This is a genomic window from Bradyrhizobium sp. B039 (assembly GCF_038965675.1).
Lineage (GTDB): Bacteria > Pseudomonadota > Alphaproteobacteria > Rhizobiales > Xanthobacteraceae > Bradyrhizobium > Bradyrhizobium diazoefficiens.
The window spans coordinates 3,123,888-3,144,451 of sequence record NZ_CP152416.1 but is presented as its reverse complement, the minus strand read 5'-3'; the positions used below and the strand labels follow the sequence as shown (position 1 = coordinate 3,144,451).

The 20,564-nt window shown below is 65.4% G+C and carries 20 protein-coding genes; 7 read left to right on the top strand and 13 right to left on the bottom strand.

Annotation, left to right across the window (positions count from 1 at the left end):
• The first annotated feature begins 209 nt into the window (after positions 1 to 209).
• The 3 genes from AAFG50_RS14695 (at position 210) to AAFG50_RS14685 (ending at position 1,839) form a co-directional block, all read left to right on the top strand.
• Entirely contained in the window at positions 210 to 767 is a 558-nt protein-coding gene (locus AAFG50_RS14695; protein ID WP_028172200.1) for a thiamine pyrophosphate-binding protein, read from the top strand.
• A 10-nt stretch (positions 768 to 777) separates the two neighbouring features.
• A complete protein-coding gene (locus tag AAFG50_RS14690) occupies positions 778 to 1,386 on the top strand; it encodes a thiamine pyrophosphate-dependent enzyme (RefSeq protein WP_028172201.1) in 609 nt (202 codons plus the stop codon).
• A gap of 75 nt (positions 1,387 to 1,461) precedes the next feature.
• Positions 1,462 to 1,839, top strand: a complete 378-nt coding sequence (locus AAFG50_RS14685) for a VanZ family protein (RefSeq protein ID WP_028172202.1) — start codon at positions 1,462 to 1,464, stop codon at positions 1,837 to 1,839.
• 39 nt (positions 1,840 to 1,878) lie between these two features.
• Here the strand turns inward: AAFG50_RS14685 and AAFG50_RS14680 are convergent, their stop codons facing one another.
• From AAFG50_RS14680 to AAFG50_RS14630, 11 genes are all read right to left on the bottom strand, one after another.
• Positions 1,879 to 2,262, bottom strand: a complete 384-nt coding sequence (locus AAFG50_RS14680; protein WP_028172203.1) for a DUF1236 domain-containing protein — start codon at positions 2,260 to 2,262, stop codon at positions 1,879 to 1,881.
• A gap of 114 nt (positions 2,263 to 2,376) precedes the next feature.
• Positions 2,377 to 3,264 (bottom strand): 2-hydroxy-3-oxopropionate reductase, encoded by an 888-nt coding sequence (locus tag AAFG50_RS14675; protein WP_028172204.1) that lies wholly within the window; start codon positions 3,262 to 3,264, stop codon positions 2,377 to 2,379.
• 210 nt (positions 3,265 to 3,474) lie between these two features.
• Entirely contained in the window at positions 3,475 to 4,260 is a 786-nt protein-coding gene (hyi, locus tag AAFG50_RS14670; RefSeq protein WP_028172205.1) for a hydroxypyruvate isomerase, read from the bottom strand.
• 11 nt (positions 4,261 to 4,271) lie between these two features.
• On the bottom strand, positions 4,272 to 6,062 hold the full coding sequence (gcl, locus tag AAFG50_RS14665; RefSeq protein ID WP_028172206.1) for a glyoxylate carboligase: 1,791 nt from the start codon (positions 6,060 to 6,062) through the stop codon (positions 4,272 to 4,274).
• A gap of 152 nt (positions 6,063 to 6,214) precedes the next feature.
• The gene (locus AAFG50_RS14660; RefSeq protein ID WP_028172207.1) at positions 6,215 to 8,017 is read right to left on the bottom strand and encodes an adenine deaminase C-terminal domain-containing protein; all 1,803 of its coding nucleotides are present in this window, start codon (positions 8,015 to 8,017) and stop codon (positions 6,215 to 6,217) included.
• Positions 8,018 to 8,102: 85 nt separating this feature from the next.
• Complete coding sequence (locus tag AAFG50_RS14655) at positions 8,103 to 8,900, bottom strand: NYN domain-containing protein (protein WP_028172208.1); 798 nt, start codon at positions 8,898 to 8,900, stop codon at positions 8,103 to 8,105.
• Positions 8,901 to 8,954: 54 nt separating this feature from the next.
• A complete protein-coding gene (locus AAFG50_RS14650; RefSeq protein ID WP_028172209.1) occupies positions 8,955 to 10,454 on the bottom strand; it encodes a tripartite tricarboxylate transporter permease in 1,500 nt (499 codons plus the stop codon).
• Complete coding sequence (locus tag AAFG50_RS14645) at positions 10,454 to 10,939, bottom strand: tripartite tricarboxylate transporter TctB family protein (protein WP_028172210.1); 486 nt, start codon at positions 10,937 to 10,939, stop codon at positions 10,454 to 10,456. The genes AAFG50_RS14650 and AAFG50_RS14645 overlap by 1 nt, the downstream gene beginning before the upstream one ends.
• Positions 10,936 to 11,904 carry a tripartite tricarboxylate transporter substrate binding protein gene (locus AAFG50_RS14640; RefSeq protein ID WP_028172211.1) on the bottom strand — a complete coding sequence of 323 codons (969 nt, stop codon included), beginning with the start codon at positions 11,902 to 11,904 and terminating at the stop codon, positions 10,936 to 10,938. The genes AAFG50_RS14645 and AAFG50_RS14640 overlap by 4 nt, the downstream gene beginning before the upstream one ends.
• A 113-nt stretch (positions 11,905 to 12,017) precedes the next feature.
• Positions 12,018 to 12,860: an IclR family transcriptional regulator C-terminal domain-containing protein gene (locus AAFG50_RS14635; protein ID WP_028172212.1), complete on the bottom strand. Its 843-nt coding sequence runs from the start codon at positions 12,858 to 12,860 to the stop codon at positions 12,018 to 12,020.
• A gap of 164 nt (positions 12,861 to 13,024) precedes the next feature.
• Positions 13,025 to 15,154: an acetate--CoA ligase family protein gene (locus tag AAFG50_RS14630; protein WP_028172213.1), complete on the bottom strand. Its 2,130-nt coding sequence runs from the start codon at positions 15,152 to 15,154 to the stop codon at positions 13,025 to 13,027.
• A 346-nt stretch (positions 15,155 to 15,500) separates the two neighbouring features.
• Between AAFG50_RS14630 and AAFG50_RS14625 the strand changes: the two genes are divergently transcribed.
• The 4 genes from AAFG50_RS14625 (at position 15,501) to AAFG50_RS14610 (ending at position 19,877) form a co-directional block, all read left to right on the top strand.
• On the top strand, positions 15,501 to 16,196 hold the full coding sequence (locus AAFG50_RS14625) for a GntR family transcriptional regulator (RefSeq protein ID WP_161537124.1): 696 nt from the start codon (positions 15,501 to 15,503) through the stop codon (positions 16,194 to 16,196).
• Positions 16,197 to 16,256: 60 nt separating this feature from the next.
• The gene (gene oxc, locus AAFG50_RS14620; protein WP_028172215.1) at positions 16,257 to 17,990 is read left to right on the top strand and encodes an oxalyl-CoA decarboxylase; all 1,734 of its coding nucleotides are present in this window, start codon (positions 16,257 to 16,259) and stop codon (positions 17,988 to 17,990) included.
• A 65-nt stretch (positions 17,991 to 18,055) separates the two neighbouring features.
• Positions 18,056 to 19,333 (top strand): formyl-CoA transferase, encoded by a 1,278-nt coding sequence (gene frc / locus AAFG50_RS14615; protein WP_011085940.1) that lies wholly within the window; start codon positions 18,056 to 18,058, stop codon positions 19,331 to 19,333.
• A gap of 361 nt (positions 19,334 to 19,694) precedes the next feature.
• Positions 19,695 to 19,877 carry a hypothetical protein gene (locus AAFG50_RS14610; protein ID WP_028172216.1) on the top strand — a complete coding sequence of 61 codons (183 nt, stop codon included), beginning with the start codon at positions 19,695 to 19,697 and terminating at the stop codon, positions 19,875 to 19,877.
• Positions 19,878 to 19,919: 42 nt separating this feature from the next.
• Here the strand turns inward: AAFG50_RS14610 and AAFG50_RS14605 are convergent, their stop codons facing one another.
• A complete protein-coding gene (locus tag AAFG50_RS14605) occupies positions 19,920 to 20,144 on the bottom strand; it encodes a hypothetical protein (protein WP_011085939.1) in 225 nt (74 codons plus the stop codon).
• Positions 20,145 to 20,301: 157 nt separating this feature from the next.
• Positions 20,302 to 20,544 (bottom strand): hypothetical protein, encoded by a 243-nt coding sequence (locus AAFG50_RS14600; RefSeq protein WP_028172217.1) that lies wholly within the window; start codon positions 20,542 to 20,544, stop codon positions 20,302 to 20,304.
• Between the last annotated feature and the right edge of the window lie 20 nt (positions 20,545 to 20,564).

Here is a 20,564-nt window from a genome sequence, read left to right as displayed (position 1 = left end):
CATGCCTTCCTCCCAATTTCTCATTGTCGCCGCTTATGACATGGCGGTGCCGGCCACGGCAGGCCGCCTGGCGCAGATCACGGTGCCGGCCCGGACATGTTGACAATCCCGCGGCCTGCGTCAAGTTCGGCGGATCGCCGCGACGGCCAGGGCAATGGCAAAGACCAAGAAGCATGCGCGGCCCAAGGAATACGCCAAGGGAGAGCGCAATGGCGATTGCGGAACAGCAGACCTCGACGCAGGGGTCCGGCGACGGGAGCTGGCACGGCATCGTCCTGCAGACCTTGAAGCGGAACGAGATCAGCCTGATCCCTTACGTGCCCGACCGCGTGCTGACGCCGCTGATCAAGAACCTGCATGCCGATCCCTTCTTCACCACCTTCGCCACCGCCCGCGAGGAGGAAGCCGTCGGCATCGTCTCGGGCGCCTGGATGGGCGGACGGCGCGGCGCGGTGCTGATGCAGACCTCGGGCTTTGCCACGCTCGCCAACGTGCTGGCCTCGCTCGCGGTGCCCTACCAGATCCCGCTGATCATGTTCGTGTCCGAGCGCGGCACGCTCGGCGAGTTCAACTACGGCCAGTCGCTGGTCTGCCGCACCATGCGCCCGGTGCTGGATTCGCTGGCGCTGGAGCATCACACCATCACCCGGCTCGACGAGCTTGAATTCATCGCCGACCGCTCGATCAAGCAGGCGATCACCACGCAAGCGCCGGTGGCCCTGATCCTCAACCCGCTGCTCACCGGCGGCAAGGTCTTCGACAAGTGAGGCCGGCCAAATGAGTTCAAACATGAACACGCGCAACACCAAGGTGATGAACCGCTTCGACGTGACTTCGCGCCTGATCGCAAAGCTCAAGCACGAGGAGGCCGTGATCGGCGGCATCGGCAATACCAATTTCGACCTCTGGGCCGCCGGCCACCGCCCGCAGAATTTCTACATGCTCGGCAGCATGGGGCTCGCCTTCCCGATCGCGCTCGGCGTTGCGCTGGCGCAGCCGGAGCGCCGCGTCCTCGCGCTCGAAGGCGACGGCTCGCTGCTGATGCAGCTCGGCGCACTCTCGACGATTGCGGCGTTGAAGCCGAAGAACCTGATCATGATCGTGATGGACAACGGCATCTACCAGATCACCGGCGCGCAGCCGACGCCGGCCGCTGACGTCGCCGATATCGTCGCCATCGCCGCCGGCTCGGGGCTCGCCAACAGCGCCTGGGCCGCCGACGAGGAGGATTTCGAGCGCCTAGTCGAGAAGGCCATGTCGGCTAACGAGCCCAGCCTGATCGCGGTCCGCATCGACGACAAGCCGGGCGTCGGCACCACCCGGCGCGATCCCGTGCAGATCCGGGAGCGTTTCATGCAGGGCCTCGGCGTGCGCGAGCCACTTTAACGTTTCGTCATTAACTACACGGCGATCTGATCCGCAGCCCGCGCAGGCCCTGCAAAACCGTGCTAAGCGGTGCGGATGTCCATTTTGGTTCGTGCCTTTGCCTGGCTGCTCGCTGCGGCCGTTGCCTTTGCAACCCTCGGTCCGCCCGGCCTGCGCCCGCATTCCGACCTCGGCCAGGACGGCGAGCATGCGCTCGCCTTCATCCTGGTCGGGCTGGCCTTCGGCCTCGCCTATCGGAAGCGACGCCTGGCAGCGGCGGCCGTCTCGGTCATCCTGATCGGCCTGCTCGAGCTGATGCAGTTCTGGACGCCGGGACGCCATGCACGGCTGGAGGATTTTCTGGTCGATGCCGCCACCGCCTGCGCCGGCTTTGCGCTCGCAGCCGCAGCCGATTGGGTCATGACACGCCTACGCCCGAGCGTATCCGTCACAAGCGAAGGCCCCGCGGAGTGACGCTCCGCAGGGCCCGTTTTCACTCAACGCCGATGCCGGTCAGTCGATGATCTTGACGACGCGGCGCGTCCGCGGCTCGACGATGACGCGGCGGTCGTTCACGACCGCATAGCGATATTCGGTGTAGTTCGGCACGGGACGCAGCACCACGGTCGGGGGCAGCGGCTCGCCGACCACGACGCGCTCGTGGATCACGACAGAGTCATCGCGCGGGATTCCGCCCAGGATCGCATTCGGGATTTCGAGGCCGGCGCCGACGGCCGCACCGACGGTGCCGCCGACCATCGCTCCGACCGGGCCACCGATATCGCCGCCCGCGCGTGCGCCGTTCCTCGCGCCCTCTTCGGTCGTCGACTGAGCAAAGGCCGCACTCGACGCCAGCAGGGACGCGGCAGCCAACGAAATCGCAAGACGGGTTTTCATGCGCTTATCTCTCCAGTGATTGTCATGCACTCCCAACCCGCGGGAGCGGACCATTGTTCCGGTTCCCGCGCGACGAAAGACAGGTCAAATCTGGAGAGTGTTCCTGCGTAACACTTACGCAGCGGCGATCTCGTGCCCCGCCATCAGTTCCAGCGCGCGCACCATCGCCGAATGATCCCAGCCCTTGCCGCCATGCGCGGTGCAGGATGAGAACAATTGCTGCGCCACCGCTGTGCTCGGCAGCGACAGTCCGAGCGAGCGAGCGCCTTCGAGCGCGAGGTTGAGATCCTTCTGGTGCAGCTCGATGCGGAAGCCGGGGTCGAAATTGCGCTTCACCATGCGCTCGCCATGCACTTCGAGAATCCGCGACGAGGCAAAGCCGCCCATCAGCGCCTTGCGCACCAGCGCCGGATCGGCCCCTGCCTTCGATGCGAACAACAGCGCTTCGCTCACCGCCTCGATCGTCAGCGCGACGATGATTTGATTGGCGACCTTCGTGGTCTGTCCGTCGCCATTGGCGCCGACATGCGTGATGTTCTTGCCCATCCTGTCGAAGATCGGCTTCATGGTGCCAAAGGCCCGCTCCGGCCCGCCGACCATGATGGTGAGGCTCGCAGCTTTCGCCCCGACCTCCCCGCCCGATACTGGCGCATCGAGATAGTCCGCACCCAGCGCCTCGATCTTCTTGGCAAACTCCTTCGTCGCCAGCGGCGAGATCGAGCTCATGTCGACGACGATCTTACCCTTGGAGATGCCACTCGCGACGCCGTCCTTGCCGAACAGCACAGCCTCAACATGCGGCGTATCCGGCACCATGATGATGACGGCATCCGCCTCCTCCGCGACCTCCCTGCCCGACTTGCAGGCGATGCCGCCCGCCGCGATCAGCTCGGGCGACACCGGCGCAACGTCATGCAGGAGCACGCGATGGCCCGCGGCCAGAAGATGGCCGGCCATCGGCCGTCCCATGGTGCCAAGTCCGATAAAGCCGATGTCGATCATGTCAAATCATTCCTCTTTGTTCAGGCTAAGTCGATCCGCGGGCTCGGTGCACCTCTCCCGCTTGCGGGAGAGGACGGCGCGAAGCGCCGGGTGAGGGTTCTGTCCGCATTGGGATTGTCGACGCATCTCACGAGCCCCATTGCGGAGGCACCCTCACCCCAGCCCTCCCCCGCAAGCGGGAGAGGGAGCGCACCGTGACCGTGGCTATGACTACGTCTCGAAGGTCTGCGCGGCGTGCCAGGACAGGCCTTCCAGCGTCGTGGTGCGCGGCTTGTATTCGCAGCCGATCCAGCCGCGATAGCCGATCGCGTCGAGATGGCGGAACAGGAAGGGATAGTTGATCTCGCCGGTGCCCGGCTCGTGACGGCCGGGATTGTCGGCAAGCTGGACGTGGGCGATCTGGGGGAGATATTCCTGCATGGTGCGGGCGAGATCGCCCTCCATGATCTGCATGTGGTAGATGTCGTACTGGATGAACAAATTGTTCGACCGCACCTCGGAGATGAGCTGCACCGCCTGCTCGGTGCCGTTGAGGTGGAAGCCGGGAATGTCGAGCGTATTGATCGGCTCGACCAGCAGCTTGATGTTCTCCCGCGCCAGCGTCGAGGCGGCAAAGCGCAAATTGCCGACTAGGGTCTCGTTGAGTTCGCGCGGATCGGCATCGGCGGGCGCGATGCCGACGAGGCAGTTGAGCTGGTCGCAATCAAGCGCCTTGGCATAATCGATGGCGCGGAACACGCCGTCGCGGAATTCGGCGGTGCGGTCCGGCAGGATCGCGATGCCGCGCTCGCCCCCGGCCCAATTGCCGGCCGGTAGATTGTGCAGCACCTGCGTCAACCCGTGGGCCTCGAGCTGCTCTCGGAGCTGCGCCTTGTCGAAATCATAGGGGAAGAGATACTCGACCCCGGCAAAGCCCGCCGCTTTCGCCGCGGCGAAGCGGTCGAGGAACGGCATCTCGTTGAAGAGCATGGTGAGGTTGGCGGCAAACTTCGGCATGATGCTGTCCCCTATTCCGCCGGCTGAAGCACGCCGGGCCGCTTGGTCCCGACCTCGTCGAGAGCCAGGTCCAGCACCTCCTCGAACTCGACGATGTTGTCGATCTCCGTCCCCATCGCGATGTTGGTGACGCGTTCGAGGATGAACTCGACCACCACGGGCACGCGGTGCTTCGCCATCAGCTCGCGCGCCGTCGCAAACGCGGCCTGCGAGTCCTTGGGATCGGTGACGCGGATCGCCTTGCAGCCGAGGCCTTCGGCGACGGCGACATGGTCGACACCGTAGCCGCCGAGCTCGGGCGCGTTGATGTTCTCGAACGAGAGCTGGACGTGGTAGTCCATGTCGAAGCCGCGCTGGGCCTGGCGGATCAGGCCGAGATAGGAATTGTTCACGACGACGTGGATGTAGGGCAGGTTGAACTGCGCCCCGACCGCGAGCTCCTCGATCAGGAACTGGAAATCGTAATCGCCTGACAGCGCGACGATGTCGCGATCCGGGCAGGCCGCGCGCACGCCGAGCGCCGCGGGCAGCGTCCAGCCCAGCGGCCCCGCCTGCCCCGCATTGATCCAGTTGCGCGGCTTGTAGACGCCGAGGAACTGCGCACCCGCGATCTGCGACAGGCCGATCACGGTGACATAGGTGGTGTCGCGGCCGAACGCCTTGTTCATCTCCTCGTAGACGCGCTGCGGCTTGATCGGGACGTTGTCGAAATGGCACTTGCGCAGCATCGAGCGCTTGCGATCGCGGCAGGCCGCGGGCCACGCCTGGCGCTCGCGAAGCCTGCCTGACCGACGCCACTCCCTGGCGACGGTGACGAAAAGCTCGAGCGCGGCCTTGGCGTCCGAGACGATGCCGAGATCGGGATTGAACACCCGCCCGATCTGCGTCGGCTCGATGTCGACATGCACGAAGGTGCGGCCCTTGGTGTAGGTCTCGACCGAGCCGGTGTGGCGGTTGGCCCAGCGGTTGCCGATGCCGAGCACGAAATCGGATTCGAGCATCGTGGCGTTGCCGTAGCGGTGACTGGTCTGAAGGCCGACCATGCCGGCCATCAGCACGTGATCGTCGGGGATCGCTCCCCACCCCATCAGCGTCGGCACGACCGGCACGTTGGCAATCTCGGCGAATTCGACCAGGAGGTCCGAGGCGTCCGCGTTGATGATGCCGCCGCCCGCCACGATCAGCGGCCGCTCGGCCGCATTGAGCATCTCCAGCGCCTTCTCGACCTGCTTGCGGGTCGCGGCCGGCTTGTAAACCGGCAGCGGCTCATAGGTCTCGTCGTCGAACTCGATCTCGGCGAGCTGCACGTCGAGCGGCATGTCGATCAGCACCGGCCCCGGCCGCCCTGAGCGCATGACGTGAAACGCCTGGCTGAATACCCGCGGCACCAGCGCCGGCTCGCGCACGGTGACCGCCCATTTGGTCACGGGCTTTGCGATCGACTCGATATCGACCGCCTGAAAATCCTCCTTGTAGAGCCGCGCCCGCGGCGCCTGCCCGGTGATGCAGAGGATCGGAATCGAATCGGCGATCGCCGAATAGAGCCCGGTGATCATGTCGGTGCCGGCCGGCCCCGACGTGCCGATGCAGACCCCGATATTGCCGGCCTTCGCCCGCGTATAGCCCTCGGCCATGTGCGAGGCGCCCTCGACATGACGCGCCAGGATATGGCGGATCGAGCCGCGCTTCTTCAACGCCGAGTAAAGCGGATTGATCGCGGCTCCTGGAACGCCGAAGGCTGTCGAGATGCCTTCCTTCTCCAGAATTCGCACGGCCGCATCGATAGCTCGCATCTTCGCCATATCGGACCTCGCTCGAGTTGCGTCAGCGAGCGAGATCATCGGGCGCGCAAGGTGCGATCTCAACGAGATCGATTTTATTTTCCACGATGCGGCAGCCGTGGAAAAATCGTGGGCGTGTCAATCAGTTAGATCGAGATATCCGTGAAAGCGCTTCACTCGAACAGCGGCGCCAGCTCCATCTGCGGCACCAGCACGAGGCCCTTGTCGGTGATGCGAATTTCCGGAATGACCGATAGCGGAATCAGATTGAAGCCCATGTAGGGGATGGTGCAACCGGCTTCCGCCCATTCCTTCTTCAGCACCTTGACCTCCTCGGCCACCTCCGTGACACGCTTGTCGGACAACAGCCCCGCGATCGGCAGCGGCACCAGCGCTCTCACCTTGCCGTCGGCGACGACGCAGACAGCGCCCTGGTGCTCCTTGATCGCCGCGATCGCGACCTGCATGTCGGGTTCGTTGGTTCCGGCAACGATGATGTTGTGGCTGTCGTGCCCGACGCTGGAGGCGACCGCACCACGCTTCAGGCCAAAATCCTTCAGCAGGCCATAGGCGACATTGCCGGCCGATTTGCCGTGGCGCTCGACGACGGTGACGAAGCACAGGCCGTAGCGTGCGAACAGCGTCGGCCAGTCCTTGGCCGGCTCGATTGCGACTTTCTCATGGACCAGCGTGATGCCGGGCAGCGCGGTCTTGATGGCGTTGACGGTGCAGGCCTTGGCCGGCAGCTCCGGCGTCAGCTTCATCTTCTCCGGCAGCTTCACCGTCGCATAGGCCGCCTTCGGGTATTGATAGCGCTGCGACAGCGCCTGATCTAGCCGCGGCGTGATCTTGCCATGCTCGACCACAAGCTCACCGCCATACCAAGTGCATTGCGGCTTGAGCTGATCGTCCATCAGCACGAGATCGGCGCGGCGGCCGCCGCCGAGCCCGCCGATATCGCCCTCCATGCCGAAGCGGGTGGCGCCGTGCAGCGAGCCCATCGACCAGGCCTGTTCGGGCGACATGCCCGCCTTCACCGTCTCGCGCACCACCCAGTCGAGGCCGAACAGCAGGAGATCGTCGGCGTCGCGGTCGTCGGTGCACACGGCGGTGCGCTTGTGCGAGGCCCCGAGCTCGGTGATCGTCCGGATCGCCTGCGGCAGCGAGTGCCAGGGCGTGGTCGGCGGGCCGCCGCGCAGGAACACCCAGACGCCGGCGTCGAGCAGATCGTCGGCGATATCGCGGTCGATCGCCTCATGGGTGTCGGTGACGCCGCTCGCCGCATAGGCCGCGACGAATTCACGGCCGTAGACGTGGCCGGACACCGGGCGTCCGCGCTTCAAGGCGGCGGCGAGGATGGCGTGGCTCCGCTCGTCGCCCATGGTCACCGGCACGAAATCCATCTTCTCGCCGAGCGCCACCGCCTCGGGCCAACGGTCGAACAGGCCAGCGATCTTGTCCGGCGTGAGGTCGCCACCCGCGGTCTCAAGCTCCGCCGACGTGGCCGGGACGGTCGACGGCACCGTCAAGAAGATCGAGAGCGGCGCCTCGCGCGCGTCCTCCAGCATCGCCTCGACGCCGGCGACGTCCATGACGTTGCCGATCTCGTGGCTGTCGCAGAAGATGGTGGTGGTACCGTTCAGCAGTGCGGCCTCGGCGTAGGCGCAGGCCGTCACCATCGAGGATTCGATGTGGATATGCGGATCGACCAGCCCCGGCGCGATGATGCCGCCGGCCGCGTCGTAGAGGGCAACGCCGCTCCACGCCTTCTTGGCCGTTCCAGCCGGCTTGACCGCGGCGACACGGCCGCCGGTGATCCAGACCTCGCGGTTCGCGTGGATGCGCTCCGAATAGGTCGAAAGCACCCGGCCCCCGGTGACCACGAGATCCGGCGCGACGCGCGCGGAGGCGACATCGGCCAGCCGCCGGGTCATCGAATGCAGCGGTGCGACGGCGAAGCGGGTAAGTCTGGTCATCGGGACCCTCGCGTGGCGTTACGGCCCACCGATGGTTACGCCCCGCGCCATAGCGGGCAAGCGCAAATATAACGGCAGGCCCTGCTTACGCCTTAGGCGCCGAGCCGCCCGTCGCCGCCCTTGCAGGCCTGCGCGGGTTCCGCCTTCTCGGCGGCGCTGCGGCAGCGGGCTTGACTCGAATCCGCATCGAGCGGCCCTTTGACTCGTCGATCTCGAACGAGTTCGTCTTGCGCACGAGGTCGCTCAGCTTGCGGAACCCGAACGTCCTCGGATCGAAATCGGACGCCAGATTGGCGAGCTGCCGCCCGACTTCCCCGAGCGCGACCCAGCCGTCCTCGCTCTCCATCTGGGTGATGACCTTCTTGATGATGGGGGTCGCTGCATCAAGCGGCTGAAGCGACGTCGATCTTGCGGCGGCGTCCTGGGTGGTCGCCGGGGCGGCAAGCAGGTTCTCGGTGTAGACGAACCTTCGGCAGGCCTGCCTGAAGCTTTCCGGCGTCTTCTGCTCGCCGAACCCGAAGACATCGACGCCCTGTTCCCGGATGCGGGCGGCCAGACGGGTAAAGTCGCTGTCGGACGACACCAGGCAGAAACCGTCGAACCGGCCGCTGTGCAGCAGATCCATGGCGTCGATGACCAGGGTGATGTCGGACGCGTTCTTTCCCGTCGTATAGGCGAATTGCTGCTGCGGGATGATGGCGTGCTTCGACAGAATATCAGCCCACCCCTTGGACCGCGAGCTGGAGAAGTCGCCATAGATGCGGCGAACGCTGGCCTCGCCGATCTTGGCAATCTCCTCGAACAGGCCATCCGCGATCTTTGCGGAGGCGTTGTCGGCATCGATCAGGACGGCGAGACGGGGCGAGCGAAGTTCCGACGGCATGGCGTTTCCTCAACGAGCTGGACGCAGCATTCAAGGACGCGCGCGCCGGGACGGCTAGTCCTCATTTGCCTTGAAGCGCCCCATCCCCTTCAGCACGAATGGGGCCAGCAGCGCAACCAGCGCGATGACGAGCAGCGTCGCCGAGATCGGACTCTGGAGCAGCGTCATGGGATCGCCGAGGCTGATCGCAAGCGCTCTGCGCAACTGGCTCTCGGCGATCGGGCCGAGGATCAGGCCGACAACGACCGGCGCGATCGGAAAATCGAACCGGCGCATCAGGAAGCCGAGCACGCCGAAGCCGGCCAGCATCGACAATTCGACCACCGACGGCTTGGCCGCGATGGTGCCCATGGTCGCGAAGACGAGGATGCCGGCATAGAGCCACGGCTGCGGGATCGCGAGCAGCCGCACCCACAGCCCGACCAGCGGCAGATTGAGCACCAGCAGCATGCAATTGGCGATGAAGAGGCTCGCGATCAGGCCCCAGACGAGATCCGGCCGCTCGGCGAACAGCAGCGGCCCCGGATTGAGGCCGTATTGCTGGAAGCCCGCCAGCATCATCGCGGCCGTCGCCGAGGTCGGCAATCCCAGCGTCAAGAGCGGCACCAGCGTTCCGGCGGCGGAGGCATTGTTGGCGGCCTCCGGTCCCGCGACGCCCTCGATCGCGCCCTTGCCGAATTCTTCCGGGTGCTTGGTCAGCCGTTTCTCGGTCGAATAGGACAGGAAGGTCGGGATCTCCGCGCCGCCCGCCGGCAGCGCACCGATCGGGAAGCCGAACATGGTGCCGCGCAGCCACGGCTTCCATGACCGCTTCCAGTCTTCCTTCGTCATCCACAGCGAGCCGCGCACCGGCTCGAGCTTCTCCTCGGTGTGGTGGCGGCGCGATGCGACGTAGAGCGCCTCGCCCAGCGCGAACAGGCCGACCGCGAGCGTCGTCACCTCGACGCCGTCGAGCAGTTCGGGGACGCCGAACGCGAGCCGCGCCTGACCGGTCAGCTTGTCGATGCCGACGAGGCCGAGCGTCAGGCCGATGAACAGGCTGGTGAGGCCGCGGACCGGGGAATCGCCGAAGGTCGCCGACACCGTGACGAAGGCGACGCACATCAGCGCGAAATAGTCCTCGGGGCCGAAGCGCACGGCGAAATCGACCAGCCAGGGCGCGAGAAAGGCAAGCCCGATGGTGGCGATGGTGCCGGCGACGAAGGAGCCGATCGCGGAGGTCGCGAGCGCCGGCCCGCCGCGGCCGGCCTTGGCCATCTTGTTGCCTTCGAGCGCGGTCGCCATCGAGGCGCTCTCGCCCGGCGTGTTGATCAGGATCGCGGTGGTCGAACCGCCATACATGCCGCCATAATAGATGCCGGCAAACATGATCAGCGAGCCGCCGGGATCGAGCTTGTAGGTCACCGGCAACAGCAGCGCGACCGTCAATGCCGGGCCGATGCCGGGCAGCACGCCGACGGCGGTGCCCAGGAATACGCCGATCAGCGCATAGAGCAGATTCATCGGCTGGACGGCGACCGCCATGCCGTGCGCCAGCGCGGCGAAGGTGTCCATCACAGCAGTCGCTCCAGGGGGCCGGCGGGAAGGCTCAGCGTCAACAGCCGGTCGAACGCGAGATAGATGAGGGTCGACATCACGAGCGCGATGACGGAATCGACAAGGACGGCACGGCGTCCGAACGCCGCCGACGTCGTGACGAACAGCGCCGACGTCGCCAGGATGAAGCCGCCGCCGAAGCCGATGATGGCGATCAGCAGCGCAAGGCCGACGAGGATCAAGACCACAGGCACGGGATCGGCGCTCTCGCGCGCCGGCAGGTTCCCGCGCAGCGCGTCGACGAGATTGCCGATCGCGAGCAGCGCGAGGCCAGTGGCGATCACGACCGGCATCGCCTCCGGCCCCATCCCGTACATCGCGGTGGATTGCAGGCCGCGCGCGTCCCAGACCAGCACCCCGGCAAGACCTGCGAGCAATGCTGCGATGACGATGCCGGCGCGATCGACGCGCCGCGGCGGCTGGGCGGGATCGCCTGAGGTCATGACTTGACCAGGCCGACCGACCTCAGCACGTCGGTGACGCGCACCGTTTCCTTCTTCAGGAAGTCGGCGAAAGCGTCGCCGCCGAGATAGGCGTCCTCCCAGCCCTTCTGCTTGAGGATGTCCTTCCAGGCGTCCGACTTCACCATCTTCTCGACCGCATCGCTCAAGGTCTTGCGCTGCTCCGCGGTGATGCCGGGAGGCGCGACCACCGAGCGCCAGTTGGCGATCACGAGGTCGATGCCCTGCTCCTTGAAGGTCGGGATGTCGCTGCCCGCGATGCGCTTCTCCGAGGTCACACCGATTGCGCGCAGCTTGCCGGATTTGATCTGCCCTTCATATTCGCTCATCCCCGAAATGCCCGCGGTGACCTTGCCGCCGAGGATCGCCGCCAGAGACTCGCCGCCGCCGGAGAACGGGATGTAGTTGATCTTCTTTGCATCGGCGCCGACGGCGCCGGCGAACAGTGCCGCCATGACATGGTCGACGCCGCCGGCCGAGCCGCCGGCGAAGGTCACCTTGGCAATATCGGCCTTCACCGCGGCGGCCAGATCCTGCGCCGTCTTGATCGGCGAATTCGCGGGCACCACGATCACCTGGATTTCCTCGGTGAGGCGCGCGATCGGCGTCACCTGCTCGAGCGTCACCGGCGACTTGTTCATGGCGAGCGCGCCGACCATGACGAAGCCGTTGACCATCAGCTGGTTGCCGTCGCCCTTGGCGCCGTTGACGAACTGCGCGATGCCGACGCTGCCGCCGGCGCCGGGAACGTTGGTGACCTGCACGCTGCGCGCGACGCCCGCGGCGACAAGCGCCTGCTGCATCGAGCGCGCGGTCTGGTCCCAGCCCCCGCCCGGTGCCGCCGGCGCCATCAGCTTGAGCTCGAGCTGCTGGGCAAGGCTCGGCGTGGCTGCCGCCAGGGTCAGCGCAACGGCTGCGCCGACAAGGCGCGCGGGAAATCGAAACATGAGGGCATTCTCCAGGCTCGTGCGGACGTTGCTGATCAGCTGCCGCATTGTGTCGTTTGGTCGCATATCAGCCAAAACGGCCGATGCTGTCCAGCGACGGAGCCCGTGTTCCTTCAGCGGGAGTTCGGCATCACCCCGCCGAGCGCGACCGTCAGCTCACCGGCGACATCGCGCACAATTCGCCCGATTTCCGGCAGCCTGTCGTCGGTCAGACGGCTGGTCATGCCGGAGACGGAGATCGCCGCCAGCGGCTCGGCGCAGTCGTTGTAGACGACTGCGGCAATACAGCGCAGGCCCATGCAGGCCTCTTCGTCGTCGATCGCAAAGCCCTGCTTGCGGATCGTCGCGAGCTCCTTGAACAGGTCGCTCGGCCGCACGATCGATTTCTCGGTCAGGCGCGGCATGCCGTGATGGCGGATGACGGCGCCGACGTCCTCGTCGGAATAGGTTGCGAGCACCGCCTTGCCGACGCCCGACGTCACCATGGCGACGCGGCCGCCGACCTGGGTCAGCGAGCGCATGATCTCGCGGCTCTCCATGCGAGTCAGCACGATGATGAACTCGTCGTCGACGACGGCGAGATTGGCGGTCTCGCGGGTGAGATCGCGCAGCTTGCGCAAATAGGGAATCGCCTGCGTGGAGAAATTACGCCGCCGGGCAAAGCTCGCGCCCACCGTGAAGCCGCGCACGCCGACATGCCATTTGGATTCGGCGCGGTCGAACTGCACGAAGCGACGGCTTTCGAGCGTTGCCAGCAGGCGGTGGACGGTGGAGGCCGACAGGCCGGTGCGCACGGCGAGATCGCTGAGGCGATAGCCCTCGTCGTCTTCGGCCAGCGTCTCGAGGATCGACAGCGCGCGGTCGACGGACTGCACGCCGCCGTCGCGTGCGTCATGGTCGGCCTCCGAAGGCGACCTGGGCTCGAGCGATTTGCGCCGGATCACGTTCTTGCTCATCGCGACCTGCCGCTTGTGCATCCGTCATTCCGGGATGGTGCGCCGGGACTGCGCGCAGCGCGGGCCTGGCGTACCAGACCCGGAATCTCAAGATCCTCAGGTGCGCAAGTGCGCACCATAGTTCGACGCTTCGCGTCGCCCCGGGATGACGTCAGAGATGACGCTCAGAGCAGCCCTGCCCCGCGCGCCCACTTGTACTTGGCACCCAGGACCTCGACCGGCAGTTCGGTCGAATAGGCGTAGGCCGGGATGCCGTTCTGGTAGAGATATTCGGCGGCTTCCTCGACCTCGACGTCGCCGGCGAGCGAGGCCACAATCGGCTTCACGAAGCCCTTGGCCTCCATCTCCTTCTTCACCTCGACCATGTTGCGGGCGAACACCATCGGCGGGGTGACGATGGTGTGCCAGTATCCGAGGATCAGCGAATGAATGCGCTCGTCCGACAGGCCGAGCTTCACCGTGTTGACGTAGGTGATCGGCGGCTCGCCACCGGTGATATCCACAGGATTTCCGGCGGCTCCAAACGGCGGGATGAACTTGCGGAAGGCCGCATCCAGATCCGGCGGCATCGACATCAGCGACAGGCCGTTGTCGACGCAGGAGTCCGACAGCAGCACGCCCGAGCCGCCCGCACCGGTGATGACCAGCACGTTCTCGCCCTTCGGCGTCGGCAGCACCGGCACGCCGCGGGCGAATTCGAGCAGCTGGCGCAAGCTGCGGGCGCGGATCACGCCGGACTGCGCCAGGACGTCCTCGTAGATCTTGTCGTTACCGGCGAGCGCGCCGGTGTGCGAGGACGCCGCCTTGGCACCGGCCGAGGTGCGGCCGGCCTTGAGCACGACGACCGGCTTCTTCTTGGAGACGCGCTTGGCGGCTTCCGCGAAGGCGCGGCCGTCCTTGAGGTCCTCGCAGTGCTGCGCGATCAGGTTGGTGTTGGGATCCTGCTCGAAGAAGGCGAGCAGATCGTCCTCGTCGATGTCGGACTTGTTGCCGAGGCCCACGATCGCCGAAACGCCCATCTTGGCCGAGCGCGAGAAGCCGATGATGGCCATGCCGATGCCGCCCGACTGCGACGACAGCGCCGCGTGGCCCTTGACGTCGTAGGCGGTGCAGAAGGTCGCGCAGAGATTGGCGGGCGTATAGTAGAAGCCGTAGATGTTCGGCCCCATCAGGCGGATGTCGTACTTCTTGCCGACCTCGACGATCTCGGCCTGCAGCTCGGGCGCGCCGGCCTCGGCAAAACCCGACGGGATCAGCACCGCACCCGGGATCTTCTTCTCGCCGCATTCGGTCAGCGCCGCGGCCACGAACTTCGCGGGAATCGCGAACACCGCCGTGTCGATCACACCCGGCACGTCCTTGACACTCTTGTAGGCCTTGTAGCCGAGGATCTCGGTGGCCTTGGGATGGATCGGATAGATGTCGCCCTTGTAGCCGCCGTTGATGAGGTTCTTCATCACGGAGTTGCCGATCTTGCCGTCCTCGGCGGAGGCGCCGACCACGGCGACCGCCTTCGGCTGCATGATGCGGCTCATGGCAGCTACGATCTCTTCGGTCGGGCGCGGCTTCGGCTTGGGCACATAGGCGAAGTCGACGACGATACGCACGTCGGCGGCGATCGCGCTCTTCGCCGTCGCGAACACCGGATTGAGGTCGAGCTCGACGATTTCAGGGAAATCGGTGACGAGCTGCGAGACCTTGACGATGACGTCGGCGAGCGCCGTGCGGTTCACCGCCTCGCCGCCGCGCACGCCCTTCAGGATCTCATGGGCCTGGATGCCGTCGAGCATCGAGAGCGCGTCTTCCTTGGTCGCGGGCGCGAGGCGGAAGGTGATGTCCTTCAGCACTTCGACCAGCACGCCGCCGAGGCCGAAGGCGACCAGCTTGCCGAACGAGCCGTCGGTGATCGAGCCGACGATGACCTCGGTGCCGCCGGCCAGCATCTGCTGCACCTGGACGCCCTCGATCTTGGCATCGGCTTTGTACTTCTTGGCGTTGCCGAGAATGGTCTCGTAGGCCTTCTCGGCATCCTCCGCCGTCTTGAGGCCGACGATGACGCCGCCGGCTTCGGTCTTGTGGAGAATGTCCGGCGAGACGATCTTCATCACCACTGGGAAGCCCATCGAGGCGGCCATCTTGCCGGCCTCGCCTGCCGACCTTGCCACGCCCTCCTTCGGCACCGGAATGCCGTAGGCGTCGCAGACCAGCTTGCCTTCCGGCGCCGTCAGGCTGGTGCGGTTGTCCGCCTTGACCTGGTCGAGCACCTTGCGGACGGCATCTTTGGAATTGGACATGTGGCTTCTCCCTTGACCTAGTTCGTTCTTTGCAAAGCGCGCGTATTGCGGCTGCCCGTGATGCTTGCCATTCGCCGCGCTCTGTTCCATGCGGCGGAACGGAGTGGCATAAAGCCCGAGATTACTCCGCCCGCTTGGATCAAAAATGGCTGGCGATGGCATTTGGTATGCCAGAAGCCAATTTGTCAAGCTGCGGCGCCTCCTGGAACGCCGCAAAAAATAGGCAGCTTGACATTCTGGCATGTGGTATGCCAAAAACTTTCCCGTTAATAATCCTGTAAAAGACGACTCCCACTGGAGGAGATTCGTCGTGTCACTGCGGAAACCAACCAAGGCGTTGCCGAACATGGCCGAGGCAGATATCGCAATCGTTCGTATTGCCCCGGAGAGCAGCTTCAAGAACAAGGCGTATGACGCCTTGAAGGAAGCCATCCTCAAGATGGACATCTACTCGACGCCCGAGCCGGTGATGCTCGACGAGCGCGCGCTGTCCGAGCGCCTGGGTGTCAGCCGCACACCGATCCGCGAAGCGATCGCGATGCTCGAGCAGGACGGATTCGTGAAGACGGTTCCGCGCCGCGGCATCATGGTGGTGCGCCGGACCAAGAGCGAGATCGTCGACATGATCCGCGCCTGGGCGGCGCTGGAGAGCATGGCGGCCCGCCTCATCACCACCACCGCGCGCAAGAAAGACATCACGGCGCTGCGCGACTTCTTCAAGGACTTCGGCAAAGACCGCCTGCCCGAGGACCACGTCGAGGAATATTCGCGCGCCAACATCGCCTTCCACCAGGCGCTGATCTCGCTGTCGGAATCCCCCGTGCTGGTCGATCTCACCAACGACCTGCTGCTGCACGTGCGCGGCTACCGGCAGCTGACCATCGGACGCAAGGACCGCACCGCGACCTCGCTGCCCGAGCATCTCGGCATGATCGAAGCACTGGAAGCGCGCGACACCGAGCTCGCCGAGAAGCGCGCCCGCGACCACACCCTTGGCCTTGCCGCTTACGTCGAAGCGCACGGTCAGGAACTCTTTACCTAGCAACGTTCACCAGAAGGGCGAAACATTCGCCCCAGTATTGAGACCAGGGAGACAAGGCCCATGCTGAACACCGCGACCAAGTCCGAGGCACCGGGCACCGAGCAGGAATTGACGGATGGCTTCCATCTCGTCATCGACGCGCTCAAGCTGAACGGCATCAACACCATCTATAATGTGCCGGGCATCCCGATCACGGACTTGGGCCGCATGGCGCAGGCCGCCGGCATTCGCGTGATCTCCTTCCGCCACGAGCAGAACGCCGGCTATGCCGCGGGCATTGCCGGCTACCTCACCAAGAAGCCCGGCGTCTGCCTCACGGTCTCCGCGCCCGGCTTCCTCAACGGTCTCACCGCGCTCGCGCACGCGACCACCAACTGCTACCCGATGATCCTGGTCTCGGGCTCCTCGGAGCGCGAGATCGTCGACCTCCAGCAGGGCGACTACGAGGAAATGGACCAGCTCGCGATTGCGAAGCCGCTGTGCAAGGCGGCCTATCGCGTGCTGCACGCCCAGGACATCGGCATCGGCTTCGCCCGCGCCATCCGCGCCGCGGTCTCGGGCCGTCCGGGCGGCGTCTATCTCGACCTGCCGGCCAAGCTGTTCGGCCAGGTGATGAACGCCGAGGCCGGCCAGAAGTCGCTGGTCAAGGTGATCGACGCAGCACCCGCGCAGATCCCCTCGCCCGCGTCGGTCAAGCGCGCGCTCGACGTGCTCAAGAGCGCAAAGCGTCCGCTCATCATCCTCGGCAAGGGCGCGGCCTACGCGCAGGCCGATGAGGAGATCAAGAGCTTCGTCGAGAAGAGCGGCGTACCGTTCCTGCCGATGAGCATGGCCAAGGGCCTCCTTCCCGACACGCATCCGCAGTGCGCCGGCGCGGCTCGCTCGACGGTGCTGAAGGAATCCGACGTCGTCATGCTGATCGGCGCGCGGTTGAACTGGCTGCTCTCGCACGGCAAGGGCAAGAGCTGGGGCGAAGCGCCCAAGAAGTTCATCCAGGTCGATATCGAGCCCAGGGAAATGGACTCCAACGTCGAGATCGTCGCGCCCGTCGTCGGCGACATCGGCTCGGTCGTCTCCGCCTTCAACCAGGCGATGGCTTCGGGCTGGACCGCCCCGCCCGCCGACTGGACCAAGGCGATTTCATCCAAGCGCGAAGAGAACGTCGCCAAGATGGCGCCGAAGCTCATGAACAACAAGTCGCCGATGGACTATCACGGCGCGCTCGGCGTGCTGAAGAACGTCATCAAGGATCACCCCGAGGCGATCCTCGTCAACGAGGGCGCCAACACGCTCGACCTCGCCCGCGGCGTCATCGACATGTACAAGCCGCGCAAGCGTCTCGACGTCGGCACCTGGGGCGTGATGGGCATCGGCATGGGCCAGGCGATTGCGGCCGCGCTGGAGACCGGCCACCCCGTGCTCGCGGTGGAAGGCGACAGCGCATTCGGCTTCTCCGGCATGGAGGTCGAGACCATCTGCCGCTACAACCTTCCGATCTGCGTCGTCATCTTCAACAATGACGGCATCTATCGCGGCACCGACGTCAACAGCGTCAACGCGGATCCCGCGACGACCGTGTTCGTCAAGGGCGCGCGCTACGACAAGATGATGGAAGCCTTCGGCGGCGTCGGCGTGAATGCCACCTCGCCCGACGAGCTCAAGCGCGCCGTCAACGAGGCGATGGCTTCACGCAAGCCGACGCTCATCAACGCGGTGATCGATCCGGCCGCAGGCTCGGAGAGCGGCCGCATCGGCAACCTCAATCCGCAGAGCGTCCTGCAGAAGAAGAAGTAAGTCCTCCCCTTCAACCCATTACTCCCTGCGGGTGCAGGGGCAGACAGAGTATACGGAGCAATACGATGACCAAAGCGCTCACGGGCGTTCGCATTCTCGACTTCACCCACGTCCAGTCCGGACCGACCTGCACGCAGCTGCTCGCCTGGTTCGGCGCCGACGTGATCAAGGTTGAACGCCCGGGCGTGGGTGACATCACCCGCGGCCAGTTGCAGGACATCCCGAACGTGGACAGCCTGTATTTCACCATGCTGAACCACAACAAGCGTTCGATCACGCTCGACACCAAGAACCCCAAGGGCAAGGAAGTCCTCACCGAGTTGATCAAGAAGTGCGACGTGCTGGTCGAAAACTTCGGCCCCGGCGTGCTCGACCGCATGGGCTTCCCCTGGGAGAAGATCCAGCAGATCAATCCGAAGATGATCGTCGCCTCGATCAAGGGCTTCGGTCCCGGACCGTACGAGGACTGCAAGGTCTATGAGAACGTCGCGCAGTGCACCGGCGGCGCCGCCTCCACCACCGGCTTCCGCGACGGCCTGCCGCTCGTGACCGGCGCGCAGATCGGCGATTCCGGCACCGGCCTGCATCTGGCGCTCGGCATCGTCACCGCGCTCTATCAGCGCACGCATTCGGGCAAGGGCCAGCGCGTCACGGCGGCGATGCAGGATGGTGTCCTGAATCTCGCCCGCGTAAAACTGCGCGACCAGCAGCGCCTCGCCCACGGCCCGCTTAGGGAATACAGCCAGTTCGGCGAAGGCATTCCGTTCGGCGATGCCGTGCCGCGCGCCGGCAACGACTCGGGCGGCGGCCAGCCCGGCCGCATCCTGAAGTGCAAGGGCTGGGAGACCGATCCCAACGCCTACATCTACTTCATCACCCAGGCGCCGGTCTGGGAGAAGATCTGCGACGTGATCGGCGAGCCGACCTGGAAAACCGACCCGAACTACGCCAAGCCGGCGGCCCGCCTGCCGCGGCTGAACGAGATCTTCGCCCGCATCGAGCAGTGGACGATGACCAAGACCAAGTTCGAGGCGATGGAAATCCTCAACAAGGACGACATCCCCTGCGGCCCGATCCTGTCGATGAAGGAGATCGCCGAGGACCAGTCGCTGCGCGCGACCGGCACCGTGGTCGAGGTCGACCACCCGACCCGCGGCAAGTACATCTCGGTCGGCAACCCGATCAAGCTGTCGGATAGCCCGAGCGACGTGCAGCGCTCCCCGCTGCTCGGCGAGCACACCGACGAGATCCTGCGCAGCGTGCTCGGCTTCTCGGATCACCAGGTCGCCGACATCCACAAGTCCGGCGCGCTCGCCCCGCCGCAGAAGCAGGCCGCCGAGTAAGCGGTTCGACCAGAGACACGAAAGGCCGCCGATTTCGGCGGCCTTTTTTGTTGGTGGCGAGAGGGACTGCATCCCGCAATCGGCACGCTTGCTGCGATGAACCAGCCGACACCGAATTGAGGATGGGTCCGGGGGAACAAATGCGGCCGCCGGCCGTTATTCTTTTGCCGGCGCGCTCCCGAAAATGCGAGCGAGCCGCCTCCACAGCGAGTGACCAGGCGCCTCGCAGAATACCTGCCCAACGCTGAAGAATTGTCCTCCTCGTCCCGAGGGTGACAAGTCGACCCATCTCAGCTTGCGAGCGGGAGGCGTCGCGTCCAGCACTTGCCGGGACCACGCCCGTTGATCAAACGAGGTCGATATGTTGAGACATCAATCCTCTGATCGCGCCAAGCGTGAAGCCAACAAGGCGTTCAAGCCCGCCAACACGCACAAGCCGATGAGCGACTATGCGAAGGACCAGCACGCCCTCAACGAGAACCGTGAGCGTCTGAAGGCGGAGCGATTGGCCCGCGAGACCAAGCCGAGTGACCGCTCCGAATAGGGAGCGGCTGAAGGGGCGCGTCACGTTCGGCGCGCGCTTGGCCTATAGCATCGAGAGCACGACGATCCCGTCTTCAAGTTCGCCGGACGCCAGCCGTATCCGCGCGATACGCTCGAACTCGGTTCGGTACTTCTGAAGATAGCTGAAGGCCTGTTTCTGCGTCTGAAACGTGGTGGCAAGCCGGCACATCTGACGACCCGCGCCAAGCGCGAGGAAAAAGGTGATTGTGCCGCCGCCATCCGGCTTGATCCTAGGCACGATCCGCACTCTTTGGCATGTGACCGGCCCCCTCGGAAATGATCGTCGGCGCTATCGAGCCCGACTAGAGCCTTTCCCGTTCCGATGGAATCGGAACGGGGCTCTAGATTCTTGTCTTGACGCGTTTTCCTGCCGCGAACCGGTATCCACTTCGCTCGAAAACGCTCTAGCGCGGCGATTTCCGCGCGCGCTTCTTCGGCACAGGCGCCGGCAACGACGCGCGAATGTCCGCGTCGGCCGCTTCCTTGGCCTCCCGCAACTCGCGTAGCCGCGCCATGTTCTTGCGGAGTTCGGCGGACTGCCGTTCGGCTTCCGCCATCGCGCGCGCGCCCTCTTCAGCCGCCAGGCGTTGGCGGTTGGAACGCGCGATGCCTGCGGGCGAAGGTTCTGCCGATTTCCTGGCGCTCATCTTCCACCCTGTTTGGCAAC